The sequence below is a fragment of the Pradoshia eiseniae genome, assembly GCF_002946355.1.
In the GTDB taxonomy this organism is placed as follows: domain Bacteria; phylum Bacillota; class Bacilli; order Bacillales; family Pradoshiaceae; genus Pradoshia; species Pradoshia eiseniae.
Window position 1 is genome coordinate 444504 of the sequence record NZ_PKOZ01000001.1, and the last position, 20228, is coordinate 464731.

24 protein-coding genes are annotated in these 20228 nt (G+C 42.8%); 16 read left to right on the forward strand and 8 right to left on the reverse strand.

The genetic code is table 11. The features are described 5' to 3' along the window. Positions 1-49 precede the first annotated feature (49 nt). The 7 genes from CYL18_RS02180 (at position 50) to CYL18_RS02205 (ending at position 4532) form a co-directional block, all read left to right on the forward strand. Positions 50-361: an ArsR/SmtB family transcription factor gene (locus tag CYL18_RS02180; protein WP_104848332.1), complete on the forward strand. Its 312-nt coding sequence runs from the start codon at positions 50-52 to the stop codon at positions 359-361. 22 nt (positions 362-383) lie between these two features. Next, complete coding sequence (locus CYL18_RS02185; protein WP_104847818.1) at positions 384-1334, forward strand: cation diffusion facilitator family transporter; 951 nt, start codon at positions 384-386, stop codon at positions 1332-1334. 106 nt (positions 1335-1440) lie between these two features. Next, the gene (locus CYL18_RS02190; protein WP_104847819.1) at positions 1441-1896 is read left to right on the forward strand and encodes an HIT family protein; all 456 of its coding nucleotides are present in this window, start codon (positions 1441-1443) and stop codon (positions 1894-1896) included. Further along, complete coding sequence (locus CYL18_RS02195) at positions 1886-2695, forward strand: protein phosphatase 2C domain-containing protein (RefSeq protein WP_104847820.1); 810 nt, start codon at positions 1886-1888, stop codon at positions 2693-2695. The genes CYL18_RS02190 and CYL18_RS02195 overlap by 11 nt, the downstream gene beginning before the upstream one ends. Positions 2696-2997: 302 nt before the next feature. Continuing rightward, on the forward strand, positions 2998-3528 hold the full coding sequence (locus CYL18_RS02200; RefSeq protein WP_146102800.1) for a hypothetical protein: 531 nt from the start codon (positions 2998-3000) through the stop codon (positions 3526-3528). Positions 3529-3645: 117 nt separating this feature from the next. Then, positions 3646-3813 carry a hypothetical protein gene (locus CYL18_RS19180; protein ID WP_161497061.1) on the forward strand — a complete coding sequence of 56 codons (168 nt, stop codon included), beginning with the start codon at positions 3646-3648 and terminating at the stop codon, positions 3811-3813. Between the two features lie 95 nt (positions 3814-3908). Next, a complete protein-coding gene (locus tag CYL18_RS02205) occupies positions 3909-4532 on the forward strand; it encodes an HAD family hydrolase (RefSeq protein ID WP_104847822.1) in 624 nt (207 codons plus the stop codon). An 85-nt stretch (positions 4533-4617) separates the two neighbouring features. Here CYL18_RS02205 and CYL18_RS02210 read toward each other — a convergent pair whose 3' ends face one another. The 3 genes from CYL18_RS02210 to CYL18_RS02220 form a co-directional block, all read right to left on the reverse strand. Further along, positions 4618-5106: a prolyl-tRNA synthetase associated domain-containing protein gene (locus tag CYL18_RS02210; RefSeq protein ID WP_104847823.1), complete on the reverse strand. Its 489-nt coding sequence runs from the start codon at positions 5104-5106 to the stop codon at positions 4618-4620. A gap of 363 nt (positions 5107-5469) precedes the next feature. After that, positions 5470-7572 carry a bifunctional metallophosphatase/5'-nucleotidase gene (locus tag CYL18_RS02215; RefSeq protein ID WP_104847824.1) on the reverse strand — a complete coding sequence of 701 codons (2103 nt, stop codon included), beginning with the start codon at positions 7570-7572 and terminating at the stop codon, positions 5470-5472. A 176-nt stretch (positions 7573-7748) separates the two neighbouring features. After that, entirely contained in the window at positions 7749-8393 is a 645-nt protein-coding gene (locus CYL18_RS02220) for a class I SAM-dependent methyltransferase (RefSeq protein WP_104847825.1), read from the reverse strand. Between the two features lie 178 nt (positions 8394-8571). Between CYL18_RS02220 and CYL18_RS02225 the strand changes: the two genes are divergently transcribed. Both CYL18_RS02225 and CYL18_RS02230 read left to right on the forward strand, forming a co-directional pair. Next, complete coding sequence (locus tag CYL18_RS02225) at positions 8572-9423, forward strand: GRP family sugar transporter (protein ID WP_104847826.1); 852 nt, start codon at positions 8572-8574, stop codon at positions 9421-9423. A gap of 17 nt (positions 9424-9440) precedes the next feature. After that, the gene (locus tag CYL18_RS02230) at positions 9441-10226 is read left to right on the forward strand and encodes a glucose-1-dehydrogenase (RefSeq protein WP_104847827.1); all 786 of its coding nucleotides are present in this window, start codon (positions 9441-9443) and stop codon (positions 10224-10226) included. A gap of 105 nt (positions 10227-10331) precedes the next feature. Here CYL18_RS02230 and CYL18_RS02235 read toward each other — a convergent pair whose 3' ends face one another. The 3 genes from CYL18_RS02235 to CYL18_RS02245 all read right to left on the reverse strand — a co-directional run bounded on the left by CYL18_RS02235 (position 10332) and on the right by CYL18_RS02245 (position 12079). Continuing rightward, positions 10332-10505: a DUF1272 domain-containing protein gene (locus CYL18_RS02235; RefSeq protein ID WP_104847828.1), complete on the reverse strand. Its 174-nt coding sequence runs from the start codon at positions 10503-10505 to the stop codon at positions 10332-10334. Positions 10506-10533: 28 nt separating this feature from the next. Further along, positions 10534-11094 carry an isochorismatase family protein gene (locus CYL18_RS02240; protein WP_104847829.1) on the reverse strand — a complete coding sequence of 187 codons (561 nt, stop codon included), beginning with the start codon at positions 11092-11094 and terminating at the stop codon, positions 10534-10536. Between the two features lie 205 nt (positions 11095-11299). Then, positions 11300-12079: an alpha/beta hydrolase gene (locus tag CYL18_RS02245; RefSeq protein WP_104847830.1), complete on the reverse strand. Its 780-nt coding sequence runs from the start codon at positions 12077-12079 to the stop codon at positions 11300-11302. A 369-nt stretch (positions 12080-12448) separates the two neighbouring features. Here CYL18_RS02245 and CYL18_RS02255 point away from each other — a divergent pair, with 369 nt between their 5' ends. Then, entirely contained in the window at positions 12449-13624 is a 1176-nt protein-coding gene (locus tag CYL18_RS02255) for a DHH family phosphoesterase (RefSeq protein ID WP_104847832.1), read from the forward strand. A 120-nt stretch (positions 13625-13744) separates the two neighbouring features. Beyond that, the gene (locus CYL18_RS02260; protein ID WP_104847833.1) at positions 13745-14269 is read left to right on the forward strand and encodes a phosphoribosylanthranilate isomerase; all 525 of its coding nucleotides are present in this window, start codon (positions 13745-13747) and stop codon (positions 14267-14269) included. A 19-nt stretch (positions 14270-14288) separates the two neighbouring features. Here the strand turns inward: CYL18_RS02260 and CYL18_RS02265 are convergent, their stop codons facing one another. Continuing rightward, complete coding sequence (locus tag CYL18_RS02265) at positions 14289-14921, reverse strand: LysE family translocator (protein ID WP_104847834.1); 633 nt, start codon at positions 14919-14921, stop codon at positions 14289-14291. Between the two features lie 133 nt (positions 14922-15054). Here CYL18_RS02265 and CYL18_RS02270 point away from each other — a divergent pair, with 133 nt between their 5' ends. From CYL18_RS02270 to CYL18_RS02290, 5 genes are all read left to right on the forward strand, one after another. After that, the gene (locus CYL18_RS02270) at positions 15055-15687 is read left to right on the forward strand and encodes a VC0807 family protein (protein WP_104847835.1); all 633 of its coding nucleotides are present in this window, start codon (positions 15055-15057) and stop codon (positions 15685-15687) included. 54 nt (positions 15688-15741) lie between these two features. After that, entirely contained in the window at positions 15742-16509 is a 768-nt protein-coding gene (locus tag CYL18_RS02275; RefSeq protein WP_104847836.1) for a hypothetical protein, read from the forward strand. 107 nt (positions 16510-16616) lie between these two features. Beyond that, the gene (locus CYL18_RS02280; protein WP_104847837.1) at positions 16617-17171 is read left to right on the forward strand and encodes a sigma-70 family RNA polymerase sigma factor; all 555 of its coding nucleotides are present in this window, start codon (positions 16617-16619) and stop codon (positions 17169-17171) included. After that, on the forward strand, positions 17156-17563 hold the full coding sequence (locus tag CYL18_RS02285) for a PadR family transcriptional regulator (RefSeq protein ID WP_104847838.1): 408 nt from the start codon (positions 17156-17158) through the stop codon (positions 17561-17563). The genes CYL18_RS02280 and CYL18_RS02285 overlap by 16 nt, the downstream gene beginning before the upstream one ends. 5 nt (positions 17564-17568) lie before the next feature. Then, positions 17569-18870 carry an FtsW/RodA/SpoVE family cell cycle protein gene (locus tag CYL18_RS02290; RefSeq protein WP_104847839.1) on the forward strand — a complete coding sequence of 434 codons (1302 nt, stop codon included), beginning with the start codon at positions 17569-17571 and terminating at the stop codon, positions 18868-18870. A 29-nt stretch (positions 18871-18899) separates the two neighbouring features. Here the strand turns inward: CYL18_RS02290 and CYL18_RS02295 are convergent, their stop codons facing one another. Continuing rightward, entirely contained in the window at positions 18900-20141 is a 1242-nt protein-coding gene (locus CYL18_RS02295; protein WP_104847840.1) for an AraC family transcriptional regulator, read from the reverse strand. Positions 20142-20228 lie beyond the last annotated feature (87 nt).

A 20228-nucleotide genomic window follows, 5' to 3' on the forward strand; every position in this document is an offset into this window, starting at 1 on the left:
CATATACTCACATATACATAGTAATGGGGTGGAGGTGTAAACTACGGTGATGGATGAAAAGAATCGATACGAGGATTTAGATGAAGAGACGCTATTCCTTGTTTCACAAACCTTTAAGGCATTGAGTGACCCGACGAGAATTCGGATATTGAATTTACTGTGCACAGAAGAGCATTCCGTAACCGAAATCGCGGAGAAACTAAATCTAAGCCAATCAACGGTATCCCACCAATTGCGTTTCTTGAAACAGCTCCGGTTAGTCAAATTCAGAAGAGAGGGCACGACGCTATATTATTCAAAGGATGATGATCACATCATGCATCTTTTAATGCAGGCAATTGAACACGCTGCCCATCATTAAGAACATCGAGGAGGAGATATGTATGGCACATGATCATGGCCATTCTCATGCACATTCAGCGAATAAAAAGGTGCTGCTCGTATCCTTTATCATTATAACGGCGTTCATGCTTGTCGAAGCAGTTGGCGGATATTTGACCAATAGCTTAGCCTTGCTATCAGATGCCGGCCATATGCTCAGTGATTCAGTTTCCCTTGGAATTGCTCTTCTGGCATTTATATTAGGAGAAAAAACACCGAGCCAAAGCAAGACATATGGGTATAAACGGTTTGAGATACTGGCAGCTGTCTTAAATGGTGTGACATTAATCTTGATTGCGTTCTATATTTTTTACGAGGCGATTGAGCGATTTGCCAATCCGCCTGAGGTTGCTACTTCCGGGATGCTTGCGATCAGTATCATTGGGCTCTTGGTCAATATTTTCGTGGCATGGTGGATGGTACGAGGAGGAGACACGGAAGATAATTTGAATATGCGCGGAGCCTTCTTGCACGTGTTAAGCGATATGCTCGGTTCTGTCGGTGCAATTGCGGCAGCGCTTCTCATGATGTTCTTCGGATGGGGATGGGCTGACCCGCTTGCAAGTGTCATCGTCGCAGTGCTTGTACTGCGAAGCGGTTATTATGTCACGAAATCCAGCCTTCATGTCTTGATGGAGGGCACCCCGGAGAATGTGGATGTCGAGAGCGTGATCCAAACGATTAAAGAGAAAAAGGAAATCCAAGGAATCCATGACCTTCACATTTGGTCCATAACGAGCGGTTATAATGCGTTGTCCTGTCACGCGGTTGTTGACAGCAATTTAACCATTGTCGAAAGCGAAAAATTGCTCCAGGATATTGAACATAATCTCGGTCATATCGGTATTCAGCATGTTACCATTCAGCTTGAAACATCCTCCCATCTCCATGACGATTCCCTGCTTTGCAAGGCGAAGGGTGAGGCTGGACACCATCATCACCATCATCATTAAATTAGAGAGCACGTCATAAACGACGTGCTCTCTTTTTGTCATAAAAATACAGAATATTCCCCATTTATATGGTAAGATTTTTGCAAACATAGAAGAGGTGATACTGATGCCAAACTGTTTTATATGTGAGAAGCATGCGGGGAACATTGCTACGGCCGTAGCAGTTATATACGAAGATGAGTTCATTTATGTCGGCCATATTGACCGGGACGGCAAACCGAATTACTTAGGCCATATCATGATTGATTTGAAGAGGCATGTACCCACGTTAGCAGAGATGTCTGTTCATGAAGCCGAGGCATTCGGTGTCATGATGGCGAGGATAAGCAAGGCTTTGAAGGAGTCAGAGGGAGCTGAGCATATTTACTCACTTGTCTCAGGGAACTCGGTGCCGCATCTACATATGCACTTGGTCGCGCGATATCCGAATACACCTCTAAACTATTGGGGCGCAATGGATGTATATGATTGGGAAGAAGCGCCGATGGGAACCAATGATGAGGTGGTCGCACTATGCCATCGCCTAAAGACATACCTCGAGAATCATCACTATGAGCAGTAATGAATTCAACTGGGTGGGAAGCGAAGAACATTTTGTCGATCGGATTCATGTACATACAGCCGATCATGTGGTCATCGGACGCTTTGGCGGCAATTCTAGCGCAGGACAGCATAAAAATGAAGACGGCTGCCTCGTTTGGGTGAACAGAAAGGAAGATTGGGAATTTACGCTGTTATTAGATGCACATAATACGGCGGATAGTGCTGAAATCATCATTGATTTATTCAATCAAGAAAAAGGGCAAATCAGCCAGCTATTATCCATGCAGGCTATTCAACAAAGCTTTAAAAGGGTGGAAGAGAAAATACTCAGCATGTTTCAATCAACTGAATTCTTATCCAGATGTCAACGAGTCCAAGGCGAGACAGCCTGCTTGATCGTGGTGAGAAGAGATAAGTATGTTTGGTGGTTCTCCGTCGGTGACTGCATCCTCTGCCTCTTCCATCCAGACCTGGCTGCGCTCGGACAGTACCAGCTGAACCAACGTCAATTCTATGAATGGATAGGCCAGGTGAATACATTCGCAACTGAGGTCCCTTGCTATAGTATCGGTGTCAGGGAACTGAGGAAGGGTGAAAACCGCCTGTTCTTAACGACAGATGGACTGATTGAATGCCCGAATGAACCGTTTGTCCATCCTTCAAGCGTTTATGAGTCTGTATTCGACAAGGCAGGAACTGCCAGCATTCAGGCCATTTTAGAGAAAATCAGTGACAATGGAGTAAGAGATAGCACGACAATTATTACTTGGACTATTTCAGTAGTAAAGGATGTGACGATGCCAAGCGATGCCCGCTAAGTGAAGAGTTGGGCTAAGGCTAGTCAATCTGGATGAAAGAGGAGAAGGGAAAATGAGTTAAACAAGGATGCATCCCATTCATGGCACTGGATGGTTATATTTTTTGGGATATGTCATTGGTTTTTATGAACAGCTCTGGTTTAATCGGCTTGTATTTAACCTTTACAATAATAATGACAGTTAGAAAAAATGGTAACTTTACGCCATGGAGTGCAAGGAATACTCTATGGTGTATATTAGCGGCTGAGCATGCTCGGTCTTTTTTTATAATCTTAACGAGAAGGAACAAAAAGAAGCAGGGGATGAATATCCGATTATCGAAATGTATCTTAAAAAAAGGCTCCTTCAATCGTAAATTGGAGTATAAAAGAAAGGTTGATGAACGGATGAATGAAGAAATCAAAATTCTATTTAGCGAAACTTTTGACGGGCCGAAAGGAAATAGAAGCTTATTCACAGAATCAAAGCCAGGGAGCGGATTATTTGGCACCCTTGATTCCTTGAGGGCTGAAGAAGCTTCCATATTGGTTGGCGGGGTGACAATAGCTGCGCATACAGATCATACACGTTATCACTTATGGGCATGTAATCAAACATTGGAAGGGAAGAAGCTGGAATTCAATTGGGATGAGAGCTGGGAAATCGCTGCCGTTGGGGAGCATGAATGGAAGCGAATAATGAAAGACCTTCATCTTGAATACAGGAAGATGACAGACTTTATTAATGCCAAGCAAGAGCTATCTTCGTCCGAGGTCACCGTTGTCCTAGGGGCATTAGCTCATGCTGCTTATCATTTAGGAGCAATCAGGCAGCTGACAAAGAGTGTAAAATAAGTCAATTTATCACCTAACAATGTTCTGAATTCCCTATGGTTTTTTCACTGAAAGAAGGTTCTGTTTGGTTCTTGTGAGAGTAATATTAATGGGGGAATCTGTTAAAGGGGGAGTTATGTGAATAAATTATCTTTGCCAGCTGCCATTGTCATTTTAGCTATATGTATTCTCATTTCAGGCATGATGATTTCCGGAGCAATTAGGGATGGTTTATCTAATATGTATGATTGGGATGAGCTTAATCAACGTTTAATGGAAATTGGGGATGTATTGGAAGGAGAATAGTATATGTTTAACCAATACTCATTTGGTCGGGCAATATCACATAGGAAGAGACTGTGAAGAATTTGTATTGAAGGGACACTAAGGAGAGATGAGGAATGATTAAATATATCATCTTTGATGTAGATGGAACCATACTAGATACTGAGAGTGCTATATTAAAATCCTTGCAGCAAGTTTTAAAGGAAGAAGGAAGAGAGTATCAGTCAGAGGATTTGAAATTTGCTTTAGGAATACCAGGAAAAGAAACACTGCGAAGACTTAATGTCCAGGATATTGAGCGCGTGCATATGAAGTGGTCCAAGGCTGAATTAGCATTCCTAAAAGAAGTGCAGCTATTTAAAGATATAAAAGAGGTCTTACATACACTATCAGAAAGCCCGCTTAGAACAGGTATTGTCACGTCTAAAACAAGACAAGAATTAATGGATGGGTTTGAGCTCTTTGAAATCAGCAGCTATTTCGAAAGTATTATCTGTGCAACAGACACTGTTAAACATAAACCGCATCCGGAACCGTTATTGGTTTGTTTGGAAGAATTGGAGGCTGAAAAGGATGAGGCCATATACATTGGGGATTCCATCTATGATTTGCAATGTGCTCATAGCGCAGGCGTGAAGTTTGCCTTAGCCTTCTGGGGAGCCAAAAAGATAGAAGGGTTTGAATCAGCAGACTTTATATTGAAGGAACCAATGGATATTCTTGATTTATTGAAAAATTGAAGATGACTGGCTGTTAAGTTGACAGCCGGTCATCTTCCGTAATTGCCCTGATAGTTTAAGTGGAAACATTCAAAATGCTGGTTTTTTAGAGTTCAACAATATTGTACTCATAACCAATTGAAGTTATAAATTTATACATATCCTCAGTGGATATAAAGATAGTTTTAGTGTTGTCATTTGCGTGAAAGCTCATCAATCTTTCTGAGAGCATCTCTTTATCTAAATAGACCTTTATATCTTGTTCATCATTATTTAGCAATCCAAAAATGGAAACTACACCAGGAGGCAGCCCCATTTTTTTCATTAACCTTTCTGGTGATCCGAAGCTAATTCGTTTTTCATTAAGAATTTCTGCGAGGTATTCCATATCAAGACGCTTTGCATCATCCATAATAACTAAATAATACGCGGTCTTTTTTTTGTTAGTAAGAAAAAGTGTTTTCGTGCGTACTCCCTCTTTTCCAACAATATAGTTATCTGCTTCTTCTGTTGTCAAAGCAGGAGGATGTTCAACAATCTCATATGGAATATTTACCTTATGTAAGGCATCATATACTTTCAGATATTGTTCCATAGTGAAAATACCTCCAATTATCAGAATATTATTACGATATAATGATATTTTATCATAAACCGCTAAATTGCATTTAATAAGTTGGCATGGAGAATATATGGTTTCCTAACATATGGAGTCAAAAAATTATAAACAACTTCTTTACCTTATTTCCGGTGATCTACTTTACATTGAAGGTATTGAAATAAGAATTGCTACAAATCAGACAGTAGTATAATCATGGGGATATTTAGGTAAATAACTCAATAGAGAAAGAGCATAATAACAGCTCACTACACGAAGCAGAAAAGCCCCAAAAAAAGCTGACCCTAAAAGCCTGCTATGCAGTGCTTTTTTTAGGGTCAGCTCAATTTTCAAAGCTTATTATGGTTTTGCTGCATCAGTGATTCGTCCTTCCACGCTTGGTGAAACGGTTTGGTCCGGGAAGGATTGAATGTAATCAGAGAAAATCTCCCAATCGACGAATCCAGGTTCACTTACACGGCCATCTGCATAAATATCTGCGAAGACTGCGTAGCCATCGCCGCCTTTTGCTGTGAAGATATTTGTGGCTGCATAATAGGTTGCCGTGTCAGAAAGGGCTGTGTATTCGCCATTTTGCAGTACCTCGACTGATTGGACACGACTGCCTGATGCTTTAGAACTGTCATACGTAAAGCGCATGCCTGCTACTTGCAGGAAGCCGCCGCTTGCGCTAGGTGCGGCATTCACACTGTGTTCAAGCGCTGTTTTTAGCTCTGAACCGGTAATTTCCATAATCGCCAGTGCATTGCTGAATGGCAAAACGGTCATCACGTCAGCTAAAGTGATTGGACCTGCCTGTAGAGTTGTACGGACACCGCCGCCGTTTTGAAGAGCAATCACGGTGTTCGGGTTAATCGTTTTTGCCTTGGCAAGCATACCGTCAGCGATTAAGTTGCCGAGGTTTGTCTCGCCTGTTCTTGCCGCAGGGTTGCCCCCGATTAGGTCAACCGTTGTCGACCCGACGACCTGCTTTTTCTTGGCATCAACGATAGGCTTGTACTTGCCAAGAATTTGAGCTGCTTCTGGGTCATCTGCGAAGATAAAGGACCCATCTTCGTTTTTTGCGTCAATTTCAATCAGTTCACCGTCATAGGCGATGACCTTTCCTTTTTTGTCAAAGCTGACATCAAGCTCGCCGAGGAACTTGGAATATTCATTCGCTTGGACGATAACGGTTGGTTCTTTATACTTTTCGACTACGACAGGCTCAGCAAGCTGTGTATGAGAGTGGCCCCCGACAATGACGTCGATGCCATCAACTTGATTGGCAAGCTCAAGGTCATTGTCCCCGCCGCCATCATTATAGCCGATATGGGTGAGCGCGATGATCTTATCAACGCCCTGCTTCTTGAAGGCTTTTACAGAGGCTTTTGCTGAAGCGATATAATCTTCAAATTTCACATCACCTGGGCTAGAGATGCTCGCCGTCTCAGCTGTTGTTAAGCCAAAAATACCAACTTTTTCGCCGTTGATCGTTTTGATGATGCCGTCATAGATTTTTCCATCCTTAGCCTTTTTCGTATATGTGCTCGATTGGAGGTCCTTCATGAGTGCATCGGCACTGAAATCAACGTTTGAGCTCACGAATGGGAACTCGGCTTTTTGCACAAACGGTGCTAAAGCCTCTGAACCAAGGTCAAATTCATGATTGCCGAATGTCATGGCATCAAACCCGACAAGGTTCATTAATTCAAGGTCAGCAAGTCCTTTGAATTCGTTGAAATATAGAGTACCGGAGAATACGTCACCTGCATGGAGCAGGAGATTATTCGTATTGCCTTTACGGTGCTCATAGATTGCGCTGATCTGGCGCGGTGTGTTTTCGATATTGGCGTGTGTGTCATTTACATGAAGGACACGCAGTTGATAGTCAGGAGATTTAATAGCTGATTGAAGCATCGTGATGAATTCAGATAAGGTTACCCTTTGGCTGTAACCAAATTCTGTTTCAGAGATTCCATCTGCAATGTCATATAGCACAATAGAACCAATCAATTCTTTATATTTTGCTGGTACATCGGTGAAATCAGTATCTGTGCTGCCCTTCAAGTTGAAAGCCTTGGCAATCCAGACAGCAAGTTCTCCGCGTGTTAGCGCATTTTTGCTGCCGAATTTATTGCCATTCTTTTCGATGATGCCGGCATGAACTAAGCTGTTCACCGCTTTTTCGGATGCTTTTGGCACATCCTGAAATCCGGCGTTTGGCGCCTTCTTGTTATCGAGCTTTAAGGCAATGGCCATCAAGCTCGCAGCGTCTTCACGGCTGATGGAACTCTGTTTTTTGGCGCTCTTTTGTGAAATGCCCAGTTCCTGAATGAAACGAGCATCACTTTGCCGGTCTGCTGTGCTTGCACCTGCAGCAGGCACGATTAATGTTCCGCCAAGAGCTACAATCATCGTGACGATGGCTAACATACGATAGAATTTCAATCGAAATCTCATATACCGCTCCCCTTTGATTCAATATGACCATATTCATGGCCTACATTCTGATTATAAATAGTTTTAGAGAGATTCGATATTACGTTTAGGTAAAATAAGGAAAAAGGCCTATTACATTTATTCTGTATTCGACATAGTATTGCTTAATTCTGCTGTATCTATGTTGTCTTACTAATTCATTGTTTTTGAGCTAATAGTTCGAGTGTACTATGGTAATGAGGCTCACCATGGCTCAGGTCCATTGCGTATGAATGACCAGTCTTAATGGTTCTATATGTGGGGAATAATCCTTCAAATTCATCTTTCGTAAAGTAATGAAGGAACATATTATTCGTTGCATCAAAAAATGAGTTTCTGCCTAATCGCTTATACTTGTCGATTGCCTTTTTCCTGCTTGGTTCATTGATATCAAATGCATTCACATAGACCAAGCCATCCTTGACCAATCCCTTCTTGACCTTGTCGATGATTGGCGCAATCTCTTCCTCAGGAAAAAAGTTGAGAACATTGGAGAGGATGATGAAAGAATAATGATTAGGCTCAATATCAAATGTCGTAATATCAGCCACCTTGGCGACGACATCCAAATGATGTTTTTTTGAAAGGGCTGAGCAACGTTCAATCGCAGTTTCTGATAGATCAATACCTTCCACTGAAAACCCTTTTTGCGCAAAAAAGAAAGCATTTCTTCCTTCCCCGATTCCAATGTCCAGCACCTTGCCGCCAGCGGGAACGAGTTCCGCATACTGAGTTAGTGTGCTGTTGGGGTTTAGACCCCATAATAATTCGCTATTCTTGTATTCCTCTTCCCAATTCTTCATGATTCAGCATCCTTTCTTTAAACAATCTATTAGAGATTTATTTTACCATTTAATTCCGACTATTAGAGGCTAAGTGTCTTACATGTTTCCTTTATCACGTATAAGGGAATGGAATACTATTCGCGGATAATACCGCATTTTTTTCTAGAATTGATAAAAGTTGAGAGAGGTATTGCACATGGAAGGAATCTTATACGCACTATTGCCCGCGCTTGCGTGGGGAAGCCTGGTGCTTGTCAGTGAAAAACTGGGAGGTGATCCGAAATCCCAGACATTAGGGATTACGACGGGTTCGCTTCTATTCGGTCTCGTCATGTATTTCATCCAGCAGCCGGAGATGAGCATGACGGTATGGATTGTTGGGTTGATTTCCGGGGCGGGCTGGGCGATCGGACAGCTCAATCAATTTAATAGCGTTCAGAATATGGGTGTATCGAAGACAGTACCGATATCTACCGGTCTTCAATTACTCGGGACAACCTTCTTCGGGGTTGTCATTTTCAAGGAATGGTCCGGCACAATGACGATTATTCTTGGGCTGTTGGCGATTGCCGCCATCATCGCCGGTATTATCATGACCGGTGTGGGCCAAGGGAAGGATTCAGAGGAAGGCAGCAAGAAAAAAGGGGCCATGTTCCTTGGCATATCAACGGTTGGATTTGTCCTCTATGTCGTCATTGTCCGCTGGTATGACATTGATGGATGGGCAGCTATCCTGCCGCAGGGGGTCGGGATGTTCATTGCCACACTTCTGCTCTCCATCAAGGATAATCCGTTCAATAAGTATATGGTCCGCAATGTGCTGGCCGGGATTATGTGGGCAATCGGGAATATTGGTCTTTTGCTTGCCAATCCGCTAGTCGGCGTCGCGATAGGTTTCTCTTTCTCACAAATGGGAATAGTCATCTCCACATTGGGGGGCATCTTCCTTCTTGGCGAGAAGAAATCGAAAAAGCAGCTGACGTTTATCATCATCGGATGTGCGCTTGTCATCGCTGGCGGAGTCATGCTTGGATTCACGAAAGAATAATGAAGGAGGAATAGAGGATGTATGATAGTTTAAAAGATAAAGTAGTCTTGATCACAGGTGCCGCATCAGGTCTTGGCAGAGGAATGGCGGAGCGGTTTGGGAAAGAACAAGCCAAGGTTGTCATCAATTATCACTCAGATAAGCATGACTACAACGCCATCATTGATACGATAAAATCATACGGCGGTGATGCCGCGGCTGTTCAAGGCGATGTCTCGAACGAAGAGGACGTTAAGAAAATGATAGACTTTGCCGTGGAGACATTCGGCAGCCTAGATGTCATGATCAATAACGCCGGAATGGAAAATCAAGTAGAATCTCATCAATTATCCTTGGAGGATTGGCAGAAGGTCATTGATATCAATCTGACGGGCGCTTTCCTCGGAAGCCGTGAAGCACTCAAATACATGGTAGAAAACAATATTAAAGGCTCGATCATCAATATGTCGTCTGTGCATGACCGGATTCCTTGGCCGCAATTCGTTCACTATGCAGCAAGCAAGGGCGGCGTGAAGCTGATGACTGAAACATTGGCGATGGAATATGCCCCGCATGGCATCAGGGTCAATAGTATTTGCCCGGGTGCCATTAAAACCCCAATCAATGCTGAGAAGTTCGATGACCCTGAACAAAGAAAACAAGTGGAGGACATGATTCCGCTTGGCAAGATTGGAAACCCAGAGCAAATCGCGGCTTGTGCCGTCTGGCTCGCCTCTGATGAAGCAAGCTATGTGACAGGATTATCGCTTTATGCCGATGGCGGTATGACGCTGTACCCGAGCTTCCAAGGAGGAAGAGGGTAATCGACTGGACTGGAGACGAAGTCTTCAGTCTTTTTTGGGCAATACATCGCAATGAAAAATAAGCAGGAAAATTCACCTGCTTATCTTAAAGTGATTGAACCTATTTTATTGTTTTCTCGGTCTTCTAACTAGTTCACCGCCGCAGTTACGGCATATTTGTTTCATAGCTTCTGTACAAGGCTTACAAAATGTACATTCATAGGTACAAATATATGCGATTGAATGATCATTTAACAATGAGGTGCAACTCTCACATTTTTTTCTCATTTCCAATGTCATATATAGTTTTCTCCTCGTTTATTAATGATCATTCTCTGTATGAGTCATGAAGCGGATGAAACAAGTCTTCCGTTGTATTCCTGACCAGTGAAAAGTGCTCCACATTGTAATGGCCATGAAGAGTTTCGTTATGGTGATTAATAATTTGTTCTGCCCTTAAAGAATCACTGTTTTCTGTAGAATGGGCATCACCGGCTAATGTAACATCGAAACCATTGATGGTTGCAGTTCTGACAGCACTATCAATACAATGCTGTGTTTTACAACCCGCAATAACAATATGGCCTATTTCTTGAGACTTCAAATGATTTAGAAGCCCTGTTCCATGGAAGCAATTCGTTGCGGCTTTATCAAAAAATAAAGCATCAGCAGGGACCTTAATTTGATCATGAACTTGAAAGCCTGCTCCTTTGCCATCAGCAACATCTGAATCTCTGACAAATACAACTGGGATATCAAACTCCCTTGCTTGTTTAATCAGTAGGTTAATATTTCTGATAAGCTGCTCTTTATTGAAGACTTCACTTTCTTCTTGATTTCCATCGATTAATTCCTGTTGAGCATCAATGATTAATAATGTTTGATTCAAATTATTATCCCCTTTCAATATATGGGGAAACAACATAGTTACTTAGTCGAAATCCCCGTTTCGATTTTTATGCAAACATTTCTGCTATTTGTCATAATATCTACCCCCTATATAAAGATAGTTCGTTTTTTATCTGAATTATCAGACTGTTAAATTGTAACATAATGATTAAAAAGATGTGAGAAATTTTGGGGATGACATTGTCTTATCTTTTACCATAGCCTTGCCTTTGAAGCCAGCTTGCGCAGAGTCTATTCCATTTGGCCGCGTCTGGTTCCTCCTCTGCAAGACCGAGCCCATGACGTCCATGCTCGAATATATGGAGCTCATACGGAACATGAGCCATACTCAATGCGGTTGCATACATCAGGCTGTTGATTACAGGAACAGATTGGTCATCTGCTGTATGCCAAAGGAAGGTCGGCGGTGTTTGTTTGCTGATATGGTTCTCCAGCGACAGAAGTTCGCGTTTCTCTTGATTCGGTTCATCCCCTAGCAAACAGAGAAGAGAACCGGCATGGGTATGCTCAAGCATTGTGATGACCGGATAACAGAGAATCGCGATATCCGGTCGGGATGACTCTTCATCAATTGCATCGATTTTCTGATAGGCTGGATAATCATGCAGGTTGGAGAGACTGGCTGCTAGATGACCGCCGGCTGAAAAGCCAAGGATGCCAATCTTTTCACGGTCAAGCCCCCACTCATCTGCATGATGGCGAACATAACGGATCGCCCGCTGCGCATCGGATAGGGGCTCCGGATGCTTAGCCGGAGCTACTCGGTAATGGAGGACAAACGCTGTGATGCCAAGCGTATTCAGCCACCGTGCCACAGGCTCTCCCTCATGCCAGGCCCGCATTCGGTACCCGCCGCCAGGGCAAATAATGATGGCTGACCGGGTTGGGTTTTGGGGTGCGAAATATGGAACAAGTGTTGGCGTTTCACCACGCATATCGACTGTTTTTGGCCAGATTGGATACATAGCTGATTCTCCTTTTTGATTATTGTTTTTATTTTATCATGATAGGAGGATTTGGGCGGGCGGCAGATCAGAGAAAACCCACCCTAATCCCATGCAAAGTGGGTAAAGGGTGGGCAAAGGGTGGGAATCGTCAGAGAAGGCCCACCCTAATCCCAGGCAAAGGGGGTAAAGGGTGGACCAAGGGTGGGAATCGTCAGAGAAAGCCCACCCTAACCGCATGTAAAGGGGGAAAGGGTGGTCAAAGGGTGGACATCGCCAGAGAAAGCCCCACCCTAACACCGGGCAAAGCGGGTAAAGGATGAGTGAAAGAAGAGCCCACAAAAGAGTAATTTTATCCCCAAAACATATACTACCAATGAGGTGAACACAATGTATAAACTACTGACGCATAATGATTTGGATGGTGTTGGCTGCGGCATTTTGGCGAGGATTGCCTTCGGGGATAGGGTGAAAGTGCGCTACAATTCGATTGCCAGCCTGAATCGAGAGATTGAATCCTTCCTTGAAGAGGATTCGGATACATATTTGTTTATTACCGATATGTCTCCGAATGAAGAGAACGAGAAGAAGCTGCAGGAGCGGTTTGCGAGTAAGGGAATGGTTCAGCTGATTGACCATCATAAGACAGCTGAGCATCTGAATGAGTATGAATGGGGATTCGTCCTCTCAATTGATGAGGAGGGAAAGGGGACGAGTGCGACATCGCTTTTCTATGATTATCTCATACGTCGTGAATTTTTACAGCCAGCAGAAGGGTTAACAGATTTCGTAGAGCTTATCCGGCAATATGATACATGGGAGTGGGAGAAGAATGAGAACGAGCGGGCGCACCGTTTGAATTCGCTTCTTTATTTAACCTCGATTGATGAATTTGAGGAGAGAATGGTAGAGAGGCTGCAAGGTGGTGAACTCTTCAGTTTCGATGATTTTGAAGAAAAGGTATTAGGGATGGAATATGACAAAATGGAACGCTATCTTCGCCGGAAGAAACGTGAGGTTGTGCAAACGGAGGTAAGCGGTCAGGTTGCAGGGGTTGTTTACGCGGAATCCTATCTGTCAGAACTGGGGAGCGAGCTCGGTAAGGAATTTGCTCATCTTGATTATATTGCTATCATGAATATGGGCGGAAGAAGGATTTCCTTCCGCACAATCCATGATGATATTGATGTGTCTGAGATTGCGGCCAAGCATGGGGGAGGCGGCCATGCAAAGGCTGCTGGTTGTTCGCTGACAGAGGAGGCCTATAAGGAGTATGTGGCCAAAACCTTTCCGCTTGCCCATTTGCGAGAGGATGCAAAACGGAATCATTATAATGTGAAGCAATCCTCTTTCGGCACCCTTTATCATGGCAGCAAAAATGATACCTACCTCCTTTATCCGAAGGGAAGCGAATGGAGAATTGACCATAATGATAAGGTGCTCGAGATTCGTTTCAAAAGCCTTGATGAGGGGGAGCGGTATTTGAAACGCACGCATGCTGCATGGCTTGTGAGGGATGATGAGTTTGTGGAATATTTGATGAAGCGAGTGCCGCATCGTGGATGATTTCGTTTTAGGTGGCTGGTCTTAATAGAGATCAGCCGCTTTTTTATAGAAAAAGAAAATCTCCCATTTATTTCATGGTATAATTTGGACATTGATTAAAAAGCGGGGATATGATGGACAATGGCGCACCTAAAATATGAAGAGTTTCTTAGAATCACGAAAAAACTAAATGAAATTGGCATTATTCCATTGTTAATGGGTTCCGTAGGTTTGGAAGTAGTCACAGATAGAAGCTGGGATGCAGAGGATATAGATATTCATGTGCCTGGCGACAAAAGGGGATGGGAAGTCCCGCCTGAGGAGTCTATCTTCGAATGGGAGGAAATCATGGATGTCATGGAGTCATTGGGATATACGCTCATTGATTTGCATGAGCATGCATTCTCTAATAAGGGCTTGTGCGTAGAATTTGGCATTATTGATACGTTGCCAAGCTTCGCTGGAGTCGAATTAAAGGAGTTAGAGATCTATCAGGATAGAGGGGTTAATTTTTACCTATTAAATATTCCGCAATACATAAAAGTTTATGAGGCATCTTCTAAGGATAGCTATCGAGCAGATCAAAACAATCATAAAGATAGCAGAAAAATTGATTTCCTGAAAAGCAGGATGAAAATGAAAGAAGCTCAGAGTGATTCGCTCTGAGCTGATAAGGATAAATCTTTTAGTGTTGCGCCTTCTCTAGTGCTAGCTTAATCCCAAATCCAATCAGGATTGTGCCAGTAATTCCTTCAATCATCGCCTGTGCTTTCGGTTTCTTCATGAAGACGCTGATTTGATTGATCAAATAAACATATAGAAGGAACCAAACGGCCGTCAACACGGTATAGGTGATTCCCATGAGCAGGAATGGAAGTAGGGTATTGCTGCCTGATTCAACGAATTGCGGCAGGAAGGTCAGGAAGAAGACAGCCACTTTCGGATTGAGGATATTGGTTAAGAATCCTTGCTTGAAATAGGATGCTTTTTCGAATTGTACCTTAGGCTGCGTTTCTGTGACCATTGCCTCTTCTCGCTTCCAAAGAGACCATAAAGTCTTGGCCCCTAGGTATATCAAATAAATGGCTCCGACGTATTTGAAGACAGAAAAAAGAAAAGCGGATTTCACGATAATGGCGGAAAGACCTAACACGGCGGCGGAAGTATGAATCATTAAGGCGCAGCAAGTGCCAACGGCCGTTTTAAAGCCAGCGCTTCTTCCGTGGCTAAGCGTGTTTTTGGTCGCGACAGCCGTATCGGGCCCAGGCAAAATAATCAGGAAAATGCACATGAGGACAAAGAGATAGAAGTTCACCATGTATATGCCGCCTTTCTGGCTAAGAAAGCCTTAAATATGTAAGGATTAGAATGTATTATATCGCATTTTGTTTGAATATTTAATCAATTTTAACAAAAATATATGGAAGTTCGTTAGAAAGGAGCTAAACCGCGTGAAGAATAAAGTAGTTCTATGGGACTTGATTTGTTATCTCATATTCCCTCTTGTCATTTGGAACGTGCTGAATGATCGCATCGATGAATATTATGCGATGCTTATTTCAACGGTACCCGGCATTATTTACAGTATTTTGAGATTCATAGAATATAAGAGGATTAATTTCTTTGGTCTTGTCATGATTGGCACGCTAATGATTGGAACACTCATTGATGTGCTTTCAGGCTCTGCCCTGCAAATGATGTGGAACAATGTGTACTATTCCCTCGGGCTCGCTGTCTTTTTCCTTGTGACTAACTTTATTAACAAGCCCACATCCTTGCTCTTTGCACTCGATCTTACGGAGATGCAGGGCTATGACAGGCAGATGTTAAAGGAGAGCTACTATCAGCCGAAGATATTATACGTATTTAAGCTAATCACCTATGGTTTTGTGATCCAATCCCTTTTGAAAGCTGGGATTGATGCATGGCTAATCCTCCAGCATGGAGTCGATGCCTACGGCAAGTCCATCATAACGAAGAGAGTGATTACCGGAAGTATTGGTCTTATTTGCATGTACGGATTCTTTCATATATCCAAAATGCTCAAGAACCAGCAGGAGTCAAATACAGTCACGCCCGATTAAGGGCACTTATTACTAATTTAAAATGATATTTTCATATAAAGAAAGGGATACAAAATGAAAGTTGAAAGTATAATCGTGCGGAAAATGACAGCGACCTTTTTCGCGACCATGATAACCTCTATGATTTTAGCGTATTGGTATATGTCTTCTCCAACCAACGGAGAACCTTCCTATCAATTAGGAGTGAACTTTTTAGGCTGGACATTCCTCTACGCAATGTATATGGGTACGGTTGTCCTGATATATGGGAATCTAGTGTCTGGCGCTATCGAATATGCGCAAAAGAAAGGGGTTATTAAGCATAGTTGGCTGTATGTTTTATATCATGGTCTTTTTGGTTTATTATTTGGTTTTCTTTTTCAGGAACCGAGTTTGGCAGTCATAGGGTTGGCAGTGGCTGTCTTATATGCTTTCATTGATCGATGGATGTGGGCGAGAGCGAATGATTCGTTGAGTATAAAGCTCCTCTTTCTTTCCCCAATCGTGGCAGGCGGATTGATGTGGGGCTATTTTCAGCTTGTATCAGAGCCTATGCCGCCATTCACAGTGGAAGATGCTATTGAATTTGCTGCAGATGGAGAAGATTCGGTTATTGAAGATTTCCCAAAAAAGGCTGGCATATGGCAAGGGATAATTGGCGGGTATCGTGTCGAGCGAGAAACATCTGTTAAAGAAATCGGTAATGAAAAATATATCCTTACGTTTACGGAGAGATGGGACAAAGGGCTTGAAAAGGGTTCGTGGATTTGGACCTATGAAGTGGAACGTGATTCAGTAGCCGTTAAGAGCGGAAAAGGAACGGCTCCGCCATACGCAAACTAAAGGGAGGACGTGCGCGGCCGCTTTCTATATGGAAACGGCTGTTTTTTATTTGAAATTAAAACCAAACAGGCAAATGCCTCGTCAATATATGTGAGGGAGGGGAAATGGTGGAGGAACTAACAATTGAGCGGATTGCCGGAGAAGATAGGGATGTGCTCATTGATGAATTGATGCATCAATATGGGCAGGAGATTCTGCAGCTGGCTTACTCCTATGTCAATAACCGCGATCTCGCTGAGGATCTCACACAGGAGATTTTCGTGAAATGCTATAAAGCACTGCATACATATAAAGGAAAAGCAAAGGTAAGGACATGGCTTTGGCGAATTGCCATCAATCATTGCAAAGATTATTTGAAAAGCTGGTACAACAATCATGTCATCCCAACAAGCGATGAAATGCTCTATTCACGTGAAAGCCCGCAAAGCACAGAGCATACCGTCATTCAGCAAGATGAGGACGCCCGCTTAGCGCAGGCAGTCATGCACCTGCCCGTCAATTACCGGGAAGTAATTTACCTTCATTATTTTGAAGACAGGCCCATAAGGGAAGTCGCAGAGGTCCTTTCTTTGAAGGAGAATACTGTGAAGACAAGGATGCGCCGCGGGAAAGCAATCCTAAAGAAAAGCTTAGGAGGGATCAGTGAATGGAGAAACGGCTGAGGGGACTTAAGAAGGCGATGGAGAATACATATATGCAAGAGCTTGAGTTCACAAGCATGATGAAGAAACGCATTCATGATTCTATCGCGAAAGAAGCGATTAGCGAACAGGATGTTCTCACTAGTCTGCTTGAGCTGCTTGCCAAGGAACGAACAGGCTTTGAATTGACTGGGCTGCTGCAAGCAAGAGGCATACGAAAATATGAAGACGACGAAGGCTCTTTATATAGCCTTCTGCATGAACAGGAGCACAGGGGTATTATTGCATCGTCCTGGGGCTCTTCTGGAGAAAAATATTATCGACTGACAGATAAAGGGAGACGTGTTCTTGAAAAAACGAGTAAACGGGCTTCGCGTGCCCGCTTTTCCTTCAAGGAACAGTCAGAGGGGTGAGCGATATGAAGTATAAGGAACGGTTCTTAGCTGTTGTTACCGGGCAAATACGTTCAAGGGAAGCGCGTATCCATGTTGAAAAAGAATTGAATTATCATCTGAAGGAAACCAAAAAGTATTGGATGGATAAAGGAATGACGGAAATAGAGGCGGAGGAGAAGGCCGTTAAGCAAATGGGTGACCCGCAGAAGCTTGGTGTGAAAATGAACAAGCTTCACCGGCCAAAGGTCGATTGGCTGCTGCTCTCTCTTTTAGCGGCTGTGATGGCTTTAGGGATTCTTCCTATCTTGGCGTTGGATGCTGTAGCATATGGAGAAATGCGCGATTCATTTTTACAGAAGAAGAGTATTTTTGGGTTAGCAGGATTAGCATTAGCTGTTGGTATCATGTTTTTCGATTACCGGAAGCTGCAAAAATGGGGCTGGGCATTTTTCTTAATGGGAACGGCCATTTTGTATGGTCTGCGATGGTTTCCTAACACATTCTCTAACGGAGAGCCAAAATTTTATCTACCAGGGTTAGGAGCATTAGACTGTTGGGCAGCATTGCCATTCTTTTTCCTGGCCTGGGCGCAATTTTTTCGGGATAAAAGAATAAAAGCTTGGAAGCTTATCTTGCTGTTTATCTATTCTCTTTATCTGTTCCTAATGATTCCGAACCTGTCAATCACATTTATCTATGGAATGATGGTCATGATTATGCTTTGGTGGAGCCATTTGAGCAAAAGAATCGTTTTCTCTTTAACTGCAGGAATATTCACTCTAGGAACGGCAGGGATTGCTTCCTTGTATCTTCTTGGGAGGCAATATCAAATTCAGCGTGTGGAGGCATTTATTGATCCTAAGCAATATGCTAATGGAGCTGGATATATGTATGTGCAATTACGTGAGAGAATGCTTGAGGCTAGCTGGTTCGGTGAGACTGTTAAACAAGTGAACCCAATACCAGATCTGCACACTGATTATGCATTGGTTGGCCTGACCTCCCATTTTGGATATGCAGCGTCCATTACAGTCATGATTGTTTTGCTCCTGTTTGTGATACGCATGGGCGCCATGACTGTTGGAGTGAAAAGCCAATATGCAAAATTGCTCGTAGTGGGAGCTGTGGCTCTCTTCTCCTTGCAATTCTTCTACAATATCGCCATGATATTCGGGCTTGTTCCGATTATCTCCATGTCCTTGCCGTTTATCAGCTATGGCGGGGTGCCGACGATATTTAATGCTTTCTTAATAGGGGTTGTGCTAAGTGTGTATCGGCGAAAACAATTTGCGGTCTTGAATGAGGAAGGATGCAAGGCTAAATAGGCCTTGCATCCTTTTTGCGATATTTTTTATCATTCACCATCATTTTTCCGTTTATGCTGTTTCATATATTGAGAAGGGGTCATGGAAGTAAACTTCTTAAACACGCGACTGAAATAATTGACGTCATTAAACCCCACGATAAAGGCAACATCAGTAATGGAATTTTGCTTGTTATGGAGATAGATCTTCGCCGATTCTACGCGTTTGTGATTAATGAAGTCGATGACGCTTTGTCCGGTCTCCTGCTTGAACTTTCTGGATAGATGCGAAGGGTTGGCATGAATGGCATCAGCTATTCCATGCAAGGTTAAGGGGCTGTCAATATTTAAGCGGATATAATCAACGGCTTTTTTGACCAGCTCACTATAATGGAGAGTGGAATATTCCTTTACGAGATCACAATACTCATCCAGCATGACTTCGACCACCTTGTTTAAATGAGGCATATTTGGTGCACGCTCAATTAAGATGGCATATTTATCGGATATTTCATGTATATAGACAGGATGAACACCGCCATATTTGGCCGCTACACGGCAGAGCGTGTTCACTACAAGTATCAAATTTTTTGAAGCTCGGATTGGGCTTTCAGGTACTCGGTTTTCTAAATAAGTATCATGGATATTAACTTTAATATTTTGGATCTTCTCCTTGTCGCCAGTCATAATGGCTTGCATGAATTCCTGCTCTTGGCGATAAACCGTTTCAATGATGTGTTTATTTTCATCGATGAGGGTTTTAATGGATTCCTTACTTTGCGAGGATGGCGGCGGATCTGAGGTAATTAATTTTGCCTCAATGAAGATATTCGAGCATAAATTAACCAGTAATTCACCAATACTATTACTGGCACTATTATGAACGACCGAAAGGGATTCATAAAATTCCTGCAGGGCTGTTTGTTCACTAATTGGTATTTTGTTTTCTGAAATAATACTGCTTAAAAAATCTGTTCCGGGTACGCTTGATAAAAAAGGACCGGCCATTATGAAGCCATTGTAAGTTGTTTGATTCCAAATACCGACAGCGATATATTGCTGTCGAAAACAATTTATATAGTAGTAAAAAGAATTTGTAGGATGTCTTTTAAGATAATCGTTTATTTGTCTAAAATCATCCTCGAAGTTCTGCAAGACAGCGGGGATATTTTGCTTAACCTTCTGGATAAGCGCCGTATCTTCCTCATTAATATATCTTACGTCAATCTTGCTAATGGAAAAGACGATTTGACAGATTTTGTTTAAGTCCTTTAGGCGGTCTGCTGCTAACATTTCATCATCTCTTTTTGTTTTTTATTTAGTTTATCGTAAAAGATGCAATAATTATACTACTATAAGCAAAAATGTGCGATTAATATT

Excerpts from the sequence above, each read along its gene's own strand:
- CYL18_RS02285 (WP_104847838.1), top strand. The coding sequence starts at position 17,156 with ATGGAGAAACGGCTGAGGGGACTTAAGAAGGCGATGGAGAATACATAT.
- CYL18_RS02290 (WP_104847839.1), top strand. The coding sequence starts at position 17,569 with ATGAAGTATAAGGAACGGTTCTTAGCTGTTGTTACCGGGCAAATACGT.
- CYL18_RS02185 (WP_104847818.1), top strand. The coding sequence starts at position 384 with ATGGCACATGATCATGGCCATTCTCATGCACATTCAGCGAATAAAAAG.
- CYL18_RS02180 (WP_104848332.1), top strand. The coding sequence starts at position 50 with ATGGATGAAAAGAATCGATACGAGGATTTAGATGAAGAGACGCTATTC.
- CYL18_RS02235 (WP_104847828.1), bottom strand. The coding sequence starts at position 10,505 with ATGACATTGGAAATGAGAAAAAAATGTGAGAGTTGCACCTCATTGTTA.
- CYL18_RS02265 (WP_104847834.1), bottom strand. The coding sequence starts at position 14,921 with ATGGTGAACTTCTATCTCTTTGTCCTCATGTGCATTTTCCTGATTATT.
- CYL18_RS02220 (WP_104847825.1), bottom strand. The coding sequence starts at position 8,393 with ATGAAGAATTGGGAAGAGGAATACAAGAATAGCGAATTATTATGGGGT.
- CYL18_RS02255 (WP_104847832.1), top strand. The coding sequence starts at position 12,449 with ATGTATAAACTACTGACGCATAATGATTTGGATGGTGTTGGCTGCGGC.
- CYL18_RS02225 (WP_104847826.1), top strand. The coding sequence starts at position 8,572 with ATGGAAGGAATCTTATACGCACTATTGCCCGCGCTTGCGTGGGGAAGC.
- CYL18_RS02190 (WP_104847819.1), top strand. The coding sequence starts at position 1,441 with ATGCCAAACTGTTTTATATGTGAGAAGCATGCGGGGAACATTGCTACG.
- CYL18_RS02210 (WP_104847823.1), bottom strand. The coding sequence starts at position 5,106 with ATGGAACAATATCTGAAAGTATATGATGCCTTACATAAGGTAAATATT.
- CYL18_RS02245 (WP_104847830.1), bottom strand. The coding sequence starts at position 12,079 with ATGTATCCAATCTGGCCAAAAACAGTCGATATGCGTGGTGAAACGCCA.
- CYL18_RS02195 (WP_104847820.1), top strand. The coding sequence starts at position 1,886 with ATGAGCAGTAATGAATTCAACTGGGTGGGAAGCGAAGAACATTTTGTC.
- CYL18_RS02230 (WP_104847827.1), top strand. The coding sequence starts at position 9,441 with ATGTATGATAGTTTAAAAGATAAAGTAGTCTTGATCACAGGTGCCGCA.
- CYL18_RS02200 (WP_146102800.1), top strand. The coding sequence starts at position 2,998 with ATGAATATCCGATTATCGAAATGTATCTTAAAAAAAGGCTCCTTCAAT.
- CYL18_RS02295 (WP_104847840.1), bottom strand. The coding sequence starts at position 20,141 with ATGTTAGCAGCAGACCGCCTAAAGGACTTAAACAAAATCTGTCAAATC.
- CYL18_RS02275 (WP_104847836.1), top strand. The coding sequence starts at position 15,742 with ATGAAAGTTGAAAGTATAATCGTGCGGAAAATGACAGCGACCTTTTTC.
- CYL18_RS02260 (WP_104847833.1), top strand. The coding sequence starts at position 13,745 with ATGGCGCACCTAAAATATGAAGAGTTTCTTAGAATCACGAAAAAACTA.
- CYL18_RS02205 (WP_104847822.1), top strand. The coding sequence starts at position 3,909 with ATGATTAAATATATCATCTTTGATGTAGATGGAACCATACTAGATACT.
- CYL18_RS02215 (WP_104847824.1), bottom strand. The coding sequence starts at position 7,572 with ATGAGATTTCGATTGAAATTCTATCGTATGTTAGCCATCGTCACGATG.